Raw genomic sequence first — 16,479 nt, forward strand, 5'->3', positions numbered from 1 at the left:
GGCGATGCTGGCAAGACCACACCATCTACAACCCCCAACTCCACGGAGGCGCCATGCAACAAAACGCCGCCTGAGGTTGACCTAGGGAATCTCATGCCACCCGGCGATGCTGGCAAGACCACACCATCTACAACCCCCAACTCCACGGAGGCGCCATGCAACAAAACGCCGCCTGAGGTTGACCTAGGGAATCTCATGCCACCCGCTCCACGATCATGGCGACGCCCTGTCCGCCGCCGATCGAGCAGGCGGCGAGCCCTGGGCGCGCGTCGTCGGCTGCGGCCATGCGCGCGGCGAGCCGCACGAGCAGGACGGCACCGGATGCCCCCCACGGATGCCCGAGCGCGATCGCGCCGCCGTCGGCGGAGATGAGGTCCTCGTCGAGGCCGAGCTCGTCGCTGACCGCGAGCACCTGCGACGCGAATGCCTCGGTGATCTCGACGAAGCCGAGGTCGGTGGCGGTCATGCCCGCACGCGCGATCGCGGCTCTCGCCGCGGGGGCGGCGCCGAGTCCGGGCAGGCCCGGGTCGCCGGCCGCGACAGCGGCGGCCCGCACGCGGAGCGCGGGCAGGCCCAGCTCGCGCGCGACCGCCTCGGTGGTCACGGCCATCGCCGCGGCACCGTCGGCGAACCCGCATGAGTTGCCGGCGGTGACGGTGCCGCGACCGGATGCCGCGGCGCGCGGCGCCGTCCGCGTGGTATCCGTCTCGGCGTCGTCGGCGAAGGCGGGCGCGAAGCGCGCCAGCAGCGCGAGGTCCATCGTGGCGCGTGGACGGTCGTCGTGGACGACGCCGTCGACGGCGACGATCTCGGCATCGAACGCGCCGGCCGACTGCGCCGCCGACGCCCGGGCGTGCGACCTCGCCGCCCACGCGTCCTGACGGGCCCGCGAGATGCCGAGCACCGCGGCGAGGCGGTCGGCGGCGGGCCCCATGTCAGGGTCGGGGAAGCCGAGGGGCGCGAACGGCGCACGCGCGTAGCGTTCACCCGTGCCGGGCCACGACCGGTGCGGCGCCGTCGACGCGGACTCGGCCCCGCCGGCGAGCACGAGGCGCGCGTCGCCGGCCCGCACGCGGGAGGCGGCCTGGGCGACGGCGTCGAGGCCCGAGCCGCACTGCCGGTCGACGGTGACGCCCGGCACCTCATCGCCGAGGCCGGCGCGGAGGGCGGCGACCCGGGCGACGTCGCCGCCCGGACCCATGCAGTTGCCGAGCACGACGTCGTCGATCGCCAAGCCGGACGCACCCACCATGTGCGCGATCTCGGCGAGCACGGGCGCCGCGAGCGCGTCGACGGTACGTGCGGCGAACGTGCGGCCGGCGGTGCCGATGGCGGTGCGTCGTGCGGCGACGATGACGGGGGCGGAGGTCATGAGGCACTCCGCTCGAACGGCGCAGGGTAGACGTCGCCCAGGGTGCCGGCGGCGAGCTCGTCGCGCAGCATCCCGCGGGCGACCTTGCCCGACGCGGTGCGCGGCACCGCCCGCACGAACCAGCGCCGGGGAAGCTCGACCGGCGAGAGCGCGGAGCGCGCCGCCGTCACGACGTGGTCGAGTTCCACGCCGTCGGCGAGCTCGACGACCGCGAGCACCCGCTCGCCGAGGAGCTCATGCGGTTCGCCGAGCACGGCGGCGGCGGAGACGCCGGGCAGTGCGGCGATGCACGCCTCGACCTGCTCGGCGAGCACGGTGACGCCCGCCGTCGTGATCGCCGCGTCGCCGCGACCGAGCACGCGCACGGAGTCCGTGGCCATGCGCTCGGCGAGGTCGCCGACGGTGGCGAAGCCCACGGCGTCGCGTCGCAGCATCCCGCCCCCGACCACCCCGATCGCGAGGTACGGCGATCTCGCCCAGAGCTCGTCGCCTGCGCCAGCGGGGCGCAGGTCGACCTCGACGCCGGGGAACGGGGCCAGCTCGCCGCCGCGCCCGGCCAGCACGAACGACAGCTCCGCGGCCCCGTAGTACTCGGTGATGCGGATGCCGCGTTCGGCGGCCCGCGACCGCAGCGATGAGCTCATCGCGGCCCCTGCGACGACCGCCGCGGGCGGGCAGGCCGGGTCGTCGAGCGCCCGCGAGAGCCGCGTCGGCGTGGCGTGCATCGCGGTCGCCCCGGCGAACTCGTCGCCGACGGATGCCCCGAGCCACAGCGCATGCAGCGCGGCGTAGAGATGCATGGACACGTGCAGCGGTCCGGTGACGGCGATGCGGTCCCGGGCGTCGAGCCCGGTGATCGCGGCCAGCGGGGCGGCCGACGCGAGCCAGGATGCGTTGGTGCGGGCGACGACGCGCGGCGTGCCCGACGGGCCAGACGACCCCGACGTGAGCACGGCGAGCTCCGTGCCGGCGGGCAGGCGGTCGGCGATCCGGTCGGCCTCGGCCTGCGTGCCGCCGACGAGCACGGGGCGGCCGCGCTCGAGTGCGGCGAGCAGGGTCGTGACGAGCGCGACGGGGTCGGCGCCGGCGGGGCATCCGACCGGCCCTTCACCCGAGGGCAGCATCGTGGCGCCAACGGAGCGGGTGAGCTCGCCGTACCGCACGACGCCGCCGCCGAAGGCGAGGGCGGCGTCGTCGTACGAGCCGCGGAGCCAGTCGCTCATGCCGCGACGGTTGCCTCCGCGGCGCGCCGCCACGGCCACGGCCGCGGGGTGATGAGCCCCGGCCACGCGCGGTGCACGCCCTTGGCCACGAGCACGGTCACCACGACCTTGGTGATGTCGCCGGGCAGGAACACGGTCGAGCCGAGGAACGCCACGTCGAGCGGCGCGGGCATGATCGCGGCGAACACGGGCACGCCCACGAGGTACACGGCCACGATGCCGCCGAGCGCGGTGGGGCCCAGCGCGGGAAGCACGTGGTAGCGGGGGAGCAGGCGGGCGGTGAACCAGCCGATCACGGCGACACCGACGAGCCAGCCGATGAGGTAGCCGACGGACGGCCCGACGAAGACGGCAATGCCGCCTCGGCCGCCCGAGAGGAGCGGCAGGCCGGCCGCCACGAGCGCGAGGAACAGCAGCACCGAGAGGAAGCCCTTGCGAGCGCCGAGGATGGCGCCGGCGAGCATGACGCCGAGCGTCTGGAACGTGATCGGCACGGCCGTGCCGCCGAGGTACAGCGCACCCGGCAAGCCGAGCGCGGCGATGAGTGCCGCGAAGACGGCGATCTGCGCGAGGTCGGTGGCGGTGCCGCGGCGTCGGGGACGGGGTGCGGTGGATTCCGGCGCGGACGGCTCGGATGCGTCGTGCGAGGTGCTCTGGGCGGCGCTCATCGGATCTCCCTCTCGTGGCGTGTGCGGGCATCGTGCCCGGTGTTCACGCTACGAAAGGCGAGGAACGGGTTCTTGATCCGGTCGTACAAGAATCGCGGGGCGATTTTGGAGCGCGGTGGCCGCGGTCAGGCGGCGCGGACCTCGATCTCCTGCGACGATCCGATCGACGGCAGCGAAGCGGCATCCGCCTCCGACGTCGGAACGACCACCGGGTCGGCCCACACGACGAGCGGCGCGGGCACCCAGGTGAGGGCGAGCGGCTCGTTCTCGGCGGGCACCACGACGGCCACGGTGTCGCGCTCGTCGAGTACCGTGCGGGTGAGCTCCGCGGCGATCTGATGCGTCAGCATGGCGTGGAAGATGCGGTCGGTGTCGGCGTCGGTGCGACGCACCAGCGACCAGGCGCCGTTCGGGCCGATGAACTCCGAGAGCTTCGCGTTCAGCAGCTCGAAGAGGTGTTCGCCACGCAGGTCGGCCGCGGTGGGGCGCGGCTTCGCGGCGGCAGCGTGGGCTGAGGCTTGGGCTGCGAGCCTCGCTCTGCGCCAGCGGCGGAACATCAGTGGCCCCTCTCGGTGGAGTTCGGCCCGTACGGTTCGGGACGTACGGCGGGTCTCCTTCAGTCTCTGCCCTCGGGCCGCGGATCGCGGGTGACACGCCGCGGCGGCCGGCTTGCGTGCGACCGGTCGAGCTCGGGCGGGTGAGCTCCGCCGACGATGCTACTCGGTGAGCTCGGCCCGTTTCGACTCGTCGGCGACGGTCCCGATCGCGACTGCGAGGGTAGCCGCCCACGAGATCCACATGAGCAGCAGTCGCCAGTCCCGCGGGCCCGAGACCGTGGCCCTGATCACCCCGACAGCGCCGAAGATCGCACCGATCACTGCTCCGCTGAAGAGGTACTTGCGCATGCCGCAACGCTACCGGGTCGCTACGCGCGACTGGGAGTCATCCGTGAATCTGACCGATCGTGCAGGATCTGACCGATCGGTCAACTATCTTCGATGGCATGCCCACCGATGCACAACCGACGTCTCGCGTGCGCGCCGCCGACGAGCTGAAGCAGGTCGCCCTCGAGCAGTTCGCGACCGTCGGGTTCGCCGGCACGTCGCTGCAGCACATCGCCGACGACGCCGGCTACTCGAAGTCGAGCGTGCTCTACCACTACGCGTCCAAGGAGGCGCTGCTCGAGGCCGCGATCGAGCCCGCGATCGCCGAGTTCGAGGCCGTGCTCGACGACTTCGTCGGGGGCCGGGGGAGTGGGGGGCGCCGGCTCCTCGTCGACCGGATCGTCGACCTGCTCCTCGAGCACCGCGAGGCCGTGCACGTGTTCATCATCCAGGGACCGAGCCTCTCGCACCTGCCGATCATCGCCCGCGCCAACGCCGCCGTGCGCCGGCTCACCGAGGCGATCAACGAACAGAGCGTGAGCGTGACCGACCAGGTGCGCTTCGGCATCGCACTGGGCGGCGCCGCGTTCCTCCTCACGGCCGCCCGCTCGTATGTCGGCGACGACCAGCGCCCCACCGACGACGAGTTCCGGGTCGCCCTGCACGCCGTGCTCGGCGAATCCCTTGCACCGGCCGACCGCGACTCGACCCCGACCACCGACTGAGAGACATCCGTGGCACTCTTCCTGCACAGAATCGGACGATTCGCCTTCCGACGGGCCTGGCTCGTCATCGCCGCATGGGCGGTCGCCCTCGCCGCGCTCCTCGGCGCCGGCATCGGCCTCGGCGGCCAGCTCCAGGAGTCCTACACGATCCCTGGCACCGAATCCCAGGCCGCGATCGACAAGCTCGCCGCGGTCTTCCCCCAGACGGCGGGGGCCGCGGTGAAGGCCGTGGTCGAGGCGCCCGAGGGGGCATCCGTCGACGACGAGCCCTACCGCTCGGCGATCACCGCCATGGAGGGCGAGCTCGAGCAGGTCGACGGCGTGGCGAGCGTGCTCGGCCCGTTCGACGAGTACGCCGGTGACCAGGTGTCGGATGACGCGCGCACGGCGTACATCCAGGTGCAGTTCGACAGCCCCACGACCGACGTCACGGATGCGTCGATCGAGGCGGTCACGGCGACGGGGGAGGCCGGCCGCGATGCGGGCCTCGTCGTCGCGTTCGGCGGCGAGGTGTTCCAGGACACCGAGTTCGGGCTCACGATCACCGAGCTCTTCGGCGTGCTGTTCGCGGGCGTCGTGCTGCTCATCACGTTCGGCTCGATGCTCTCGGCAGGGATGCCGCTCATCACCGCGCTCGTCGGCGTGGGCGCGGCCTTCGGCGGCATCTCGATCGTCGCGGCGTTCGCGCCCGTATCGAACACGGCGCCGATGCTGGCGGTCATGATCGGGCTCGCGGTCGGCATCGACTACGCATTGTTCATCCTCTCGCGGCACCGAACGCAGCTCGCCCGCGGGCAGGATCCCGAGGAGAGCGCCGCGGAGGCCGTCGCCACCGCCGGCGGCGCGGTCGTGTTCGCGGGCCTCACCGTGATCATCGCGCTCCTCGGCCTGCTCGTGGTCGGCATCCCGTTCCTCAGCGTCATGGGCGTCGCCGCGGCGTTCGCGGTGCTCATCGCGGTGGTCGGCGCGGTCACCCTGCTGCCCGCACTGCTCGGCGTGTTCGGGCGACGGTTCGTGCCGAAGCCCGGCAGCCGTGCACACCGCAGGGCGAACGCGGCGGACGACGGCGCCAAGCGCACGCTCGGGCGCCGCTGGGTGGACCTCGTGCTGAAGGCGCCCGTCGTGTTCGTCGTGCTCGTCGTGGGGCTCCTCGGCGCGGCGGCGATCCCGGCGGCGAGCCTCGACCTGAACCTGCCGAGCGGCGGCTCCGACACGTCGGAGGCCAGCGAGGCGAACGCGAACGAGCTCATCGCGAACGGCTTCGGGCCCGGGTACAACGGCCTGCTCATCGTCACGGTCGACATCACGCAGACCACCGACATCTTCGACGACCTCGACGCGATCGGCGCCCGCCTCGCCGAGCTCGACGGCGTGGCCTACGTGGGCGAGGGCCTGCCGAACGAGACCGTGGACACGGCGATCATCCAGGTCGTGCCCGAGAGCGCGCCCGACACCCCCGAGACCAAGGCGCTCGTCGAGGAGATCCGCGAACTCGCACCAGACATCGAGGCGGACTACGGCACGCCGATCGCCGTCACGGGCTACACCGCGGTCGCGATCGACATCTCGAACCGACTGACCGACGCCCTCGTGCCGTTCGCGCTCATCGTGGTCGGCCTGTCGATCCTGCTCCTGCTCCTCGTGTTCCGGTCGGTGTTCGTGCCGATCAAGGCGGCGCTCGGCTTCCTGCTCTCGGCGTTCGGCGCGCTCGGCGTGACGGTCGCGATCTTCCAGTGGGGCTGGTTCGCCGACCTGCTCCAGGTGGAGCCCGGCCCGATCCTCAGCTTCCTACCCATCCTGCTCATGGCGGTGCTGTTCGGCCTCGCCATGGACTACGAGGTGTTCCTCGTGTCGGGCATGCGCGAGGAATTCGTGAAGACCCGCGATCCGCGCTCGTCGATCGTGCACGGCTTCCAGCACGCGGCCCGCGTGGTCACGGCTGCGGCACTCATCATGTTCTTCGTCTTCTTCGCCTTCGTGCCCGAGGGCTCGGGCGCGATCAAGGGCATCGCCTTCGCGCTGGCCGTCGGCGTCGTCTTCGACGCGTTCCTCGTGCGCATGACGCTCGTGCCGGCCGCCATGGCGCTCGCGGGGAACGCGGCCTGGTGGCTGCCGAAGTGGCTCGCCAGGCGCCTGCCCGACGTCGACATCGAGGGCGAGGGCCTACGCGCCCACCTCGAACAGGAGGACTGGGCCGCGTCCCGCCCCGCAGCGGTGAACGCCGCCGACGCCGTGTTCGGCCTGCCGGAGCGGCCGATCGGCCCGCTCTCCGTCGAGGTTCCCGCGGGCGGCGTGCTCGTCGTCCGGGGCGATTCGGTCGACCGCCGGGTGGTCGCTGCGACGCTCGCCGGCCGGCTCGCACCCGTCGCCGGGCGCCTCGCCGTGCTCGGCGCTCCGCTGCCCTCTGGTGCCTCCACCGTCATGCGCGGGGTCGCGATCGCCGAGGTGGCCGCGGATGCCGCGACCGGCGGCACGGTCGGCGAGCTCGTCGCCCGGCGCGTCGACGCCACCCGCCCGTGGTATCGCATCGCCCCCTCGAACGCCCTGGTGCGCACCTGGGTCGACCGTGCGGTCGAGGCCGCGGGCCACGGCCCCGACGGTCCGCGCTTCAGCGCGGACACCCCACTGTCCGCCCTCGGCGCTGAGGCGCGCACCCTCGTGGCGGTGGCCGCGGCGCTCGCGGAGCGCCCGACCGCGGTCGTGGTCGACCTCGACGACGACCCCGGCACCTCGACCGCCGACCTCTGGGGCGCGCTCGCCCGGCTCGTACCGGTGTCGGTCACCCTCATCGTCGGTCTCGGCCCGTCGGCCGTCGACCCCGACGGCTCGCCCGAACTCGCCGCCCGCGGCATCCGAACCCTCGAACCCGTGTCCACCATGAAGGAGGTCGCCCGATGAGCACCCGTCTCTCCCGGCTCTTCGGCTCCACCCCGGCCCAGCGACGCACCCGCTACGGCCTGCTCGTCGCCGCGGTCATCGCCGTGCCGCTCGCCGTCGCAGGCCTTGTCTCCGGTGCGTTCGCCGGTGCGACCGACAACGTCGAGACCATCCCCGCGGTGGTCGTCAACAACGACGAGATGGTGACGATGACCCTCCCCGACGGCACCGAGCAGCCAGTGCTCGCCGGGCGACAGCTCGTCACCGAGCTCACCGCGCCCGACACCGCCGGGTTCTCGTGGACCATCTCGAACGACGAGGAGGCCGCCGAGCTGCTCGCCTCAGGCGACGCCTACGCGGTGCTCACGATCCCGAGCGACTTCTCGTCGTCGGTGACCTCGCTCTCGGGCGACGCTCCCACCAAGGCGAACCTGGACATCCGCACCGACGACGCGCACGGCTACCTCGCCGGGTCCGTGGCGCAGTCGGTCGGCGACGCGATGACGAGCGCCTTCGGGCGCGAGCTCACCGCGCAGTACCTCGAGGGGTTCTACTCGAACCTCGCCGCGATGGGCGGCTCGCTCGGCGACGCAGCCGACGGCGCCACCCAGATCTCGTCGGGTGTTGGCTCGTTGGCCGGCGGCCTCGGCGAGCTCTCGAGCGGCGTCGCGTCGGCGGCCTCCGGAGCGACGGATGCCGCGGCTGGCGCATACGCGTACGCCGACGGAGTCGCGCAGTACACGCAGGGCGTCGACGGCATCGCCGGCGGTCTCGCCGAGCTGAACGCCGGTGCGGCGGGGCTCGACGGCATCTCGGACGGCGTGTCCCAGTACGTGGCGGGCGTCAACGGCGCCGTCGGCCAGATCGAGGGTGCATTCGGCGGGGTGACGACCGGCCTTCAGGAGATCGCCGTGCAGTACCCCGAGCTGGAGCCGGTCATCGAGCAGACACTCGCCGAGCTCGCGGCGCAGTCGGCACCGCTGACCGAGCAACTCGCAGCCTTCACGCAGGGCGGCGACACGCTCGCGGCACAGACGCAGTCGGGCATCGACGGCGTCCAGGGCGGCATCTCCGGCCTGGCCGACGGCGCAGCGCAGGTCTCGGCCGGGTCGGCCGGCATCCGCGACGGCGGCTACGGCCTCGCCTCGGGCATCGACGAGCTCGCGGTCGGCCTCGGGTCGCTCTCGACGGGCGCAGCGGATGCCGCGAGCGGCGCGACGCAGCTCGCGAGCGGAGCCGACGCCCTGGCCGACGGCCTCGCCTCGGGCGCCGAGGAGGCGAAGGCCCTCACCGACATCGACGCCGCGACGACCGCCGATGTCGTGTCGGAGCCCGTCACGTCGACGACGGAACGGGACAACGAGATCGGCTCGACCGGCGAGGTCATCGGCATGCTCTTCGTGCCGATCGGGCTCTGGCTCGGTGCCATGGCGATGTTCCTCGTGTTCCGGCCGTTCGGCCGCGAGGCGCTGCGCAGCACCGCGTCCACCGGCGGCCTCGTGGTGCGCGCACTCGGGCGTGCGGGCCTCCTCGCCCTCGCGCAGGCCGTCGCGGTCGTGCTGCTCCTGCACGGTGCGCTCGGCGTGGCCTGGAGCCTGCTCCCGCAGACACTCGCGTTCGCGGCACTGCTCGCGCTCGCGTTCACGGCGATCCACGCGTTCCTCACAGTCGCGCTCGGGCGGGCCGGGATGCTCGTGTCGCTCGTGCTCGTGGCGTTGCAGCTCGCGGCATCCGGCGGGCTCTACCCCGTGGAGGTGCTGAGCGGGCCCTTCCAGGCCATCAGCCCGTTCCTGCCGCTCACCTGGGCGGTGCAGGGCATGCAGCTCATCGTCGCCGGGGCATCCGGGGGAGCGGTGGCCGCTGCAGCCGGCGTGGTCGCGTTGTTCGGCCTGATCGGGGTGATCGGCACCGCCCTCGTCGTGGCTCGGAGACGCGGCATCCGCTCGATCGGGTTCGCGGCGACCGCGCTCGGCTGAGCCCGAAGGTCAGTGCCGGCGGCCGGGGAGGATCGCCTCGAGCGCGCGGCGCGACCGCGTGATCGCCCGGCGCCGCCGCGTCTGGTGGGTATGCGTGCGGGCGAACTCGAGCGCCTCCCGCAGGAGGTCGATGCGCTCCCGCTCGGACTTCGCCTTGCGGGTGTTCACCTCGGCCACGATCGCGCCGTCCCAGCCTCGCCCGGCAAGCGCCTCGAGCACCCCCGCTACGGGCTCCCGGCCCCGGCCGGGCAGCAGGTGCTCGTCGAAGACCTGGCCCTCGCCGATCGCGCCCGTCCCGTCGCAGAGGTGCACGTGCCGAAGCCTGTCGCCCAGGTCGTTCGCGAACTGCAGGCTGTCGACGCCCGAGAGCGCCGCGTGCGAGAAGTCGAGGGCGACCGCGTCGCAGTCCATGCGGCGCGGATCCCAGCTGGGGGAGTAGGCCTTGAGGTTCTTGCCCGCCGCGCGCCACGGGAACATGTTCTCGACGGCGATCTCGATGTCGTACTGCGCCGCGAGCTCCCGCACGATCGCGAGGAAGCTCCCGGCGTAGCCCGACTGCCAGCGGAACGGCGGATGCACCACCACCGTGTCGGCGCCGACGGACGCGGCGAGCTCGGCGGTGCGCTCGAGCTTCACGCGCGGGTCGCGACCCCACACGAAATGCGTCAGCAGCAGCACCGGCGCGTGGATCGACAGGATCGGCAGCGCGTACCGCCTCGAGAGCTCGTGCAGCCGCTCGGCCTGCTGCGTCGACTCCTCCTGGGAGACCATGACCTCGATGCCGTCGAACCCCGCGAGCTTGGCGAGGCGGAAGGCGCCCTCCAGCTCGAGCGGGTACACACTGGTGGTGCTCATGCCGACGCGGATCATCAGGCTCGCAGTCTAGCCGCGCGGCCTGAACGCGTGAGGGGCGGACTGTTAGCCTGAACGAAGCGCGAGGGAGGGACATCCGCCGCATGCACGCCCCTGAATCGAAACGCGACGAGCTCTACGTCGATCACGTCTACGACATGATCGTGGTCTCCAACCGCCTGCCCGTCGACTACGAGGAGGGGCCCGACGGCGAGACCCGCTGGAAGAGCTCCCCGGGCGGCCTCGTCACCGCCCTCGAGCCCGTCATGCGCGCCGCCGACGGCGCCTGGATCGGCTGGACCGGCGTCGCCGACCGCGACTTCGACCCGTTCGAGCACGACGGCATCTCCATCATCCCGGTGCCGCTGTCGGCATCGGAGCTCGAGGAGTACTACGAGGGCTTCTCCAATGACACGCTCTGGCCGCTCTACCACGACGTGATCGCACCGCCGTCGTTCCACCGTGAGTGGTGGGACGCGTACGTGCGGGTCAACCGCCGCTTCGCGGAGGCCGCCGCGCGCGCGGCATCCGACGGCGCCGTCGTGTGGGTGCAGGATTACCAATTGCAGCTCGTGCCGCGGATGCTTCGGGAGAGCCGGCCCGACCTCGTCATCGGGTTCTTCAACCACATCCCGTTCCCCGCGTACGGCATCTACTCGCAGCTGCCGTGGCGGCGGCAGGTCGTCGACGGACTGCTCGGCGCCGATGTCATCGGGTTCCAGCGGGCCGCGGATGCGGGCAACTTCTCCCGCGCGGTGCGGCGCCTCTTCGGCTACTCCACGCGCGGCACCGTCATCGACGTGCCAGACGACCGCGGCGAGACGCGCCGGGTCGTGGCCCGGCACTTCCCGATCTCCATCGACGCCGCCGGCTTCGAGGAGATCGCCCGGCGCCCAGAGGTGCAAGCACGTTCGCGGGAGATCCGCGAGAGCCTCGGAAACCCCGAGACGATCATGCTCGGCGTCGACCGGCTCGACTACACCAAGGGCATCCGGCACCGAATGAAGGCGTTCGGCGAACTGCTGCGCGACGGGCGGGTGAAGGTCGAGGACGCCACCCTGGTGCAGGTCGCGAGCCCGTCGCGCGAGCGCGTCGAGACCTACCGGCAGCTCCGCGACGAGATCGAGCTCGCCGTCGGGCGCCTGAACGGCGACTACGCCACGCTCGGCCACCAGGCGATCGCATACCTCCACCACGGCTACCCGCGCGAGGAGATGGTCGCCCTCTACCTCGCCGCCGACGTCATGCTCGTGACCGCGCTGCGCGACGGCATGAACCTCGTGGCCAAGGAGTACGTGGCCTGCCGGTTCGACACCGACGGCGTGCTGGTCCTCAGCGAGTTCACGGGGGCATCCGACGAGCTGCGGCAGGCCGTGCTCGTGAACCCCCACGACATCGAGGGTCTGAAGGACGCCATCGTCGAGGCCGCCCGCATGCCGAAGCGCGAACGCGCCCGCCGCATGCGCGCCCTGCGCAGGCGCGTTCGCGAGAACGACGTGGCGAAGTGGTCGGCGACGTTCCTCGAGACGCTCACGGGTGCCGGGATCATCGAGCCGGGGGTTTCCGACCGCCTCCAGTCGGCCATCACGAGCCTCGCCGGCACCGAGCGGCTCCTCGTCGCCATCGATTTCGACGGCACGCTCGCGCCGCTCGTCGACCGCCCCGAGGACGCTCGCGCGACCGACCGATCGCGCGCGGCGATCGAGCGGCTCGCCGCCGCCGACGACACCCGTGTGGCGATCGTGTCGGGCCGTGCGCTCGAGAGCCTCGGCGAGGTCGCGAGTCCGCCGGAGGGCACGCTCCTCAGCGGCTCGCACGGCGTGGAGCTGCAGCTCGACCCCGCCGGCGTCACGATCGACCTCCGCGACTCCGAGGTGGCGAAGCTCGAGCGCCTCTCGTCCATCGTCGAGGAGATTGCGGCCGGCGCCGACGGGGCATGGATCGAACGCAAGCCGGCGGGCCTCGCGCTGCACACGCGCCGCCTGAGCGCGACCGCGGGCACGGCCCTCCAGCACGTCGCCCGCGACAAGGTCGAGGCCGAGCTGCTCGGCGTCACGGTGCGCACTGGCAAGGCGGTGCTCGAATTCGCCGTGCGTTCCAGCGACAAGGGGGAGTCGCTCACCCGGCTCCGCCAGCACGTCGGGGCGACGGCCGCGATCTACATCGGCGACGACGTGACCGACGAAGACGCGTTCGCGGCGCTCGACGGCGACGACGTGGGCGTGAAGGTCGGCCAGGGCAAGTCGATCGCCACCCATCGGGTGCGCAGCCCCGAGGATGTCGCGGAGCTGCTCGAGCGCCTCGCTGATGCGCGTGACGCAGCGCGCCAGGGCGCTTCGCCCTGGCCATAGACTCGGATGCATGTCGCAGTTCGATCCCAAACCGCGTAGTCGCACCGTCACCGACGGCATCGAGGCCATGACGAGCCGCGGGATGCTCCGCGCCGTCGGCATGGGCGATGCGGACTGGGACAAGCCGCAGATCGGCATCGCGAGCTCGTGGAACGAGATCACGCCGTGCAACCTCTCCCTCGCACGCCTCGCGCAGGCGGCGAAGGAAGGCGTGCACGGCGGCGGCGGGTACCCGCTGCAGTTCGGCACGGTCTCGGTCTCCGACGGCATCTCGATGGGCCACGAGGGCATGCACTTCTCGCTCGTGTCGCGGGAGGTCATCGCCGACTCGGTCGAGGTCGTCATGCAGGCCGAGCGACTCGACGGCTCGGTGCTGCTCGCCGGCTGCGACAAGTCGATCCCCGGCATGCTCATGGCGGCCGCGCGGCTCGACCTCGCCTCGGTCTTCCTCTACGCCGGCTCGATCGCACCCGGCTGGGTGCGGCTGTCCGACGGCACCGAGAGGGACATCACGATCATCGACTCGTTCGAGGCGGTCGGCGCGGTCAGGGCCGGCACCATGAGCGAGGCCGACGCGAAGCGCATCGAGTGCGCGTTCGCCCCGGGCGAGGGCGCGTGCGGCGGCATGTACACCGCCAACACCATGGCGTCGGTCGCGGAGGCCCTCGGGCTCTCGCTGCCGGGGTCGGCGTCGCCGGCAGCCGCCGACCGTCGCCGCGACTACTACGCGCACCGCTCGGGCGAGGCGGTCGTCAACCTGCTGGAGCTGGGCATCACAACCCGTCAGATCCTCACGAAGGAGGCGTTCGAGAACGCCATCGCCGTGGGCATGGCGCTCGGCGGCTCCACGAACATCGTGCTGCACCTGCTGGCCATCGCCCGCGAGGCCGACGTGGAGCTCACCCTCGACGACTTCAACCGCGTCGGCGCGAAGGTGCCGCACATCGGCGACCTGAAGCCGTTCGGCAGGTACGTCATGAACGACGTCGACCGCCGCGGCGGACTGCCTGTGCTCATGAAGGCCCTGCTCGATGCAGGGCTCATGCACGGCGACGCGCTCACGGTCACGGGCAAGACGCTCGCCGAGAACCTCGCCGAGATGGACATCCCGCCGCTCGACGGCGAGGTGCTGCGCACCCTCGACAACCCCATCCACGAGACCGGCGGCCTCACGGTCCTGCACGGCTCGCTCGCGCCGGAGGGCGCGGTCGTGAAGACCGCCGGATTCGACGCCGCCACGTTCGAGGGCCCCGCCCGGGTGTTCGAGCGGGAGCGCGCCGCCATGGACGCCCTCACTGCCGGTGAGATCAAGCACGGCGACGTCGTCGTCATCCGCTACGAGGGCCCGAAGGGCGGGCCCGGCATGCGCGAGATGCTCGCCATCACGGCGGCCATCAAGGGCGCAGGGCTCGGAAAAGATGTACTACTCTTGACGGACGGTCGATTCTCAGGCGGCACAACCGGCCTCTGCATCGGCCATCTGGCACCCGAAGCGGTGGACGCAGGTCCGATCGCCTTCGTGCGCGATGGTGATCTGATACGGGTCGATATCGCAGCTCGTTCCATCGACCTACTGGTCGACGATGCCGAGCTGGCTGCCCGCCGTGACGGCTGGGCTCCGCTTCCCCCGCGCTATACCCGTGGCGTCCTCGCGAAGTACTCGAAGCTCGTGCGTTCCGCCGCAGAAGGCGCCACGACGGGCTGAGTGCTGCGCTCCCGCACACCGTCCACCAAGAACAGGAATCGAATGACCACGGAATCAACTCCCGTGCCTTCGCCCGCCCCAGTGCCGCCAGGTGCGCCCGTGGAGATGACGGGTGCGGAGGCGGTCGTCCGCTCACTCGAGATGCTCGGCATCACCGACGTCTTCGGGCTGCCCGGCGGCGCGATCCTCCCCGTCTACGACCCGCTGCTCGACAGCCGGAAGCTGCGGCATATCCTCGTGCGCCACGAGCAAGGCGCGGGGCACGCGGCAGAGGGCTATGCCTCCGCATCGGGCAAGCTCGGCGTCGCCATTGCGACGTCCGGCCCAGGTGCGACCAACCTGGTCACGGCGATCGCGGATGCGCACATGGACTCGGTCCCGATCCTTGCGATCACCGGCCAGGTGTTCTCGAACCTCATGGGCACGGATGCCTTCCAGGAGGCCGACATCGTCGGCATCACCATGCCCATCACAAAGCATTCGTTCCTCGTGAAGCGGGCGGACGACATCCCCGCAACGATCGCGGCGGCATATCACATCGCCACCACCGGACGCCCCGGTCCGGTGCTCGTCGACATCACGAAGGATGCTCAGCAGGCGAAGTTCCAGTTCCGCTGGCCGCCGAAGGTCGACCTGCCCGGTTACCGCCCGATCACGAAGGCGCACGGCAAGCAAGTGGCTGCGGCGGCCCAGATGCTCGCCGAGGCCAAGCGCCCGGTGCTCTATGTGGGTGGCGGAGTCATCCGCGCGAAGGCTTCGGAGGAGCTGCTCGCGCTGGCCGAGGCCACCAACGTACCGGTCGTGACCACGCTCATGGCGCGCGGTGCGTTCCCCGACTCCCATCAGCAGCACCTCGGCATGCCCGGCATGCACGGCACGGTCCCCGCCGTCATCGCGCTGCAGGAGGCCGACCTCCTCGTCGCGCTCGGCTCACGCTTCGACGACCGCGTCACGGGCAGGGCCCCGCTCTTCGCACCCAACGCGAAGGTGGTGCACGTCGACATCGACCCGGCCGAGATCTCGAAGATCCGCACGGCCGACGTGCCGATCGTGGGCGACCTGAAGGACGTGCTCGTCGACCTGCTCGCCGCATACCGAGATGCGACCGCGACCACCGCTCCCGACCTCGAGGAGTGGTGGGCGACGCTCGACGGCCTGCGTTCGGAGTTCCCGCTCGGCTTCTCGCAGCCGTCCGACGGGCTGCTCGCCCCGCAGTATGTGATCCAGCGCATCGGCGAGATGACCGGCCCCGAGGGCGTGTACGCCGCCGGCGTCGGCCAGCACCAGATGTGGGCCGCGCAGTTCATCAAGTACGAGCGCCCGAACTCGTGGCTCAACTCGGGTGGCGCCGGCACCATGGGCTACGCCGTACCGGCGGCCATGGGGGCGAAGGTCGCCGAACCCGATCGCGTGGTCTGGGCGATCGACGGCGACGGATGCTTCCAGATGACCAACCAGGAGCTCGCGACCTGCACCCTGAACGACATCCCGATCAAGGTCGCGATCATCAACAACTCCTCGCTCGGGATGGTGCGCCAGTGGCAGACCCTCTTCTACGACGGCCGCTACTCGAACACCGACCTGAACACGGGACACGACACCGCTCGCGTGCCCGACTTCGTGGCACTCGCCGAGGCGTACGGAGCGCTCGGCATCCGGGTCACGAAGGAGGACGAGGTCGACGCCGCGATCAAGCTCGCGCTCGAGACCAACGACCGGCCCGTCGTGATCGACTTCGTCGTCTCGGCCGACGCGATGGTGTGGCCGATGGTGCCGCAGGGCGTGTCGAACAGCTACATCCAGTACGCCCGCGACCACTCGCCGGCATTCAGCGAGGAGGACTGAC

12 protein-coding genes are annotated in these 16,479 nt (G+C 71.8%); 6 read left to right on the forward strand and 6 right to left on the reverse strand.

Annotation, left to right across the window (positions count from 1 at the left end):
- Window positions 1-193: 193 nt before the first annotated feature.
- The 5 genes from ASG80_RS08690 to ASG80_RS08710 all read right to left on the reverse strand — a co-directional run bounded on the left by ASG80_RS08690 (window position 194) and on the right by ASG80_RS08710 (window position 4,168).
- The gene (locus tag ASG80_RS08690; RefSeq protein WP_056729791.1) at window positions 194-1,372 is read right to left on the reverse strand and encodes a thiolase family protein; all 1,179 of its coding nucleotides are present in this window, start codon (window positions 1,370-1,372) and stop codon (window positions 194-196) included.
- On the reverse strand, window positions 1,369-2,595 hold the full coding sequence (locus ASG80_RS08695; protein WP_156401732.1) for an AMP-binding protein: 1,227 nt from the start codon (window positions 2,593-2,595) through the stop codon (window positions 1,369-1,371). Before ASG80_RS08695 ends, ASG80_RS08690 begins: the two co-directional genes overlap by 4 nt.
- Window positions 2,592-3,263 carry a biotin transporter BioY gene (locus tag ASG80_RS08700; protein WP_082589990.1) on the reverse strand — a complete coding sequence of 224 codons (672 nt, stop codon included), beginning with the start codon at window positions 3,261-3,263 and terminating at the stop codon, window positions 2,592-2,594. Before ASG80_RS08700 ends, ASG80_RS08695 begins: the two co-directional genes overlap by 4 nt.
- A gap of 125 nt (window positions 3,264-3,388) precedes the next feature.
- Window positions 3,389-3,820 carry a hypothetical protein gene (locus ASG80_RS08705; protein WP_056729793.1) on the reverse strand — a complete coding sequence of 144 codons (432 nt, stop codon included), beginning with the start codon at window positions 3,818-3,820 and terminating at the stop codon, window positions 3,389-3,391.
- 159 nt (window positions 3,821-3,979) lie between these two features.
- Complete coding sequence (locus ASG80_RS08710) at window positions 3,980-4,168, reverse strand: hypothetical protein (RefSeq protein ID WP_056729794.1); 189 nt, start codon at window positions 4,166-4,168, stop codon at window positions 3,980-3,982.
- A gap of 98 nt (window positions 4,169-4,266) precedes the next feature.
- Between ASG80_RS08710 and ASG80_RS08715 the strand changes: the two genes are divergently transcribed.
- From ASG80_RS08715 to ASG80_RS08725, 3 genes are read left to right on the forward strand one after another with little or no spacing between them, the layout of a single operon-like run.
- Window positions 4,267-4,872, forward strand: a complete 606-nt coding sequence (locus ASG80_RS08715) for a TetR/AcrR family transcriptional regulator (protein WP_056729795.1) — start codon at window positions 4,267-4,269, stop codon at window positions 4,870-4,872.
- A 9-nt stretch (window positions 4,873-4,881) separates the two neighbouring features.
- A complete protein-coding gene (locus tag ASG80_RS08720; protein ID WP_056729796.1) occupies window positions 4,882-7,770 on the forward strand; it encodes an MMPL family transporter in 2,889 nt (962 codons plus the stop codon).
- A complete protein-coding gene (locus ASG80_RS08725) occupies window positions 7,767-9,725 on the forward strand; it encodes a YhgE/Pip family protein (protein ID WP_082589992.1) in 1,959 nt (652 codons plus the stop codon). Before ASG80_RS08720 ends, ASG80_RS08725 begins: the two co-directional genes overlap by 4 nt.
- 9 nt (window positions 9,726-9,734) lie before the next feature.
- Here the strand turns inward: ASG80_RS08725 and ASG80_RS08730 are convergent, their stop codons facing one another.
- Window positions 9,735-10,580 (reverse strand): sugar phosphate isomerase/epimerase, encoded by an 846-nt coding sequence (locus ASG80_RS08730; protein WP_235508249.1) that lies wholly within the window; start codon window positions 10,578-10,580, stop codon window positions 9,735-9,737.
- A gap of 101 nt (window positions 10,581-10,681) precedes the next feature.
- Here ASG80_RS08730 and ASG80_RS08735 point away from each other — a divergent pair, with 101 nt between their 5' ends.
- Genes ASG80_RS08735 through ASG80_RS08745 form a run of 3 tightly spaced genes read left to right on the forward strand, consistent with a single transcriptional unit; the run spans window position 10,682 to window position 16,478 of the window.
- Complete coding sequence (locus ASG80_RS08735; RefSeq protein ID WP_082589996.1) at window positions 10,682-12,928, forward strand: bifunctional alpha,alpha-trehalose-phosphate synthase (UDP-forming)/trehalose-phosphatase; 2,247 nt, start codon at window positions 10,682-10,684, stop codon at window positions 12,926-12,928.
- 10 nt (window positions 12,929-12,938) lie between these two features.
- Entirely contained in the window at window positions 12,939-14,633 is a 1,695-nt protein-coding gene (gene ilvD, locus ASG80_RS08740) for a dihydroxy-acid dehydratase (RefSeq protein WP_056729797.1), read from the forward strand.
- Between the two features lie 42 nt (window positions 14,634-14,675).
- Window positions 14,676-16,478, forward strand: coding sequence for an acetolactate synthase large subunit (locus ASG80_RS08745; protein WP_056729798.1), 1,803 nt, complete (start codon window positions 14,676-14,678; stop codon window positions 16,476-16,478).
- Window position 16,479 lies beyond the last annotated feature (1 nt).

It is taken from the genome of Agromyces sp. Soil535 (assembly GCF_001428255.1).
GTDB lineage: Bacteria > Actinomycetota > Actinomycetes > Actinomycetales > Microbacteriaceae > Agromyces.

Coding starts and splice junctions, on each gene's coding strand:
- ASG80_RS08690 (WP_056729791.1), bottom strand. CDS start 1,372: ATGACCTCCGCCCCCGTCATCGTCGCCGCACGACGCACCGCCATCGGC.
- ASG80_RS08695 (WP_156401732.1), bottom strand. CDS start 2,595: ATGAGCGACTGGCTCCGCGGCTCGTACGACGACGCCGCCCTCGCCTTC.
- ASG80_RS08700 (WP_082589990.1), bottom strand. CDS start 3,263: ATGAGCGCCGCCCAGAGCACCTCGCACGACGCATCCGAGCCGTCCGCG.
- ASG80_RS08705 (WP_056729793.1), bottom strand. CDS start 3,820: ATGTTCCGCCGCTGGCGCAGAGCGAGGCTCGCAGCCCAAGCCTCAGCC.
- ASG80_RS08710 (WP_056729794.1), bottom strand. CDS start 4,168: ATGCGCAAGTACCTCTTCAGCGGAGCAGTGATCGGTGCGATCTTCGGC.
- ASG80_RS08715 (WP_056729795.1), top strand. CDS start 4,267: ATGCCCACCGATGCACAACCGACGTCTCGCGTGCGCGCCGCCGACGAG.
- ASG80_RS08725 (WP_082589992.1), top strand. CDS start 7,767: ATGAGCACCCGTCTCTCCCGGCTCTTCGGCTCCACCCCGGCCCAGCGA.
- ASG80_RS08730 (WP_235508249.1), bottom strand. CDS start 10,580: ATGAGCACCACCAGTGTGTACCCGCTCGAGCTGGAGGGCGCCTTCCGC.
- ASG80_RS08735 (WP_082589996.1), top strand. CDS start 10,682: ATGCACGCCCCTGAATCGAAACGCGACGAGCTCTACGTCGATCACGTC.
- ilvD (WP_056729797.1), top strand. CDS start 12,939: ATGTCGCAGTTCGATCCCAAACCGCGTAGTCGCACCGTCACCGACGGC.
- ASG80_RS08745 (WP_056729798.1), top strand. CDS start 14,676: ATGACCACGGAATCAACTCCCGTGCCTTCGCCCGCCCCAGTGCCGCCA.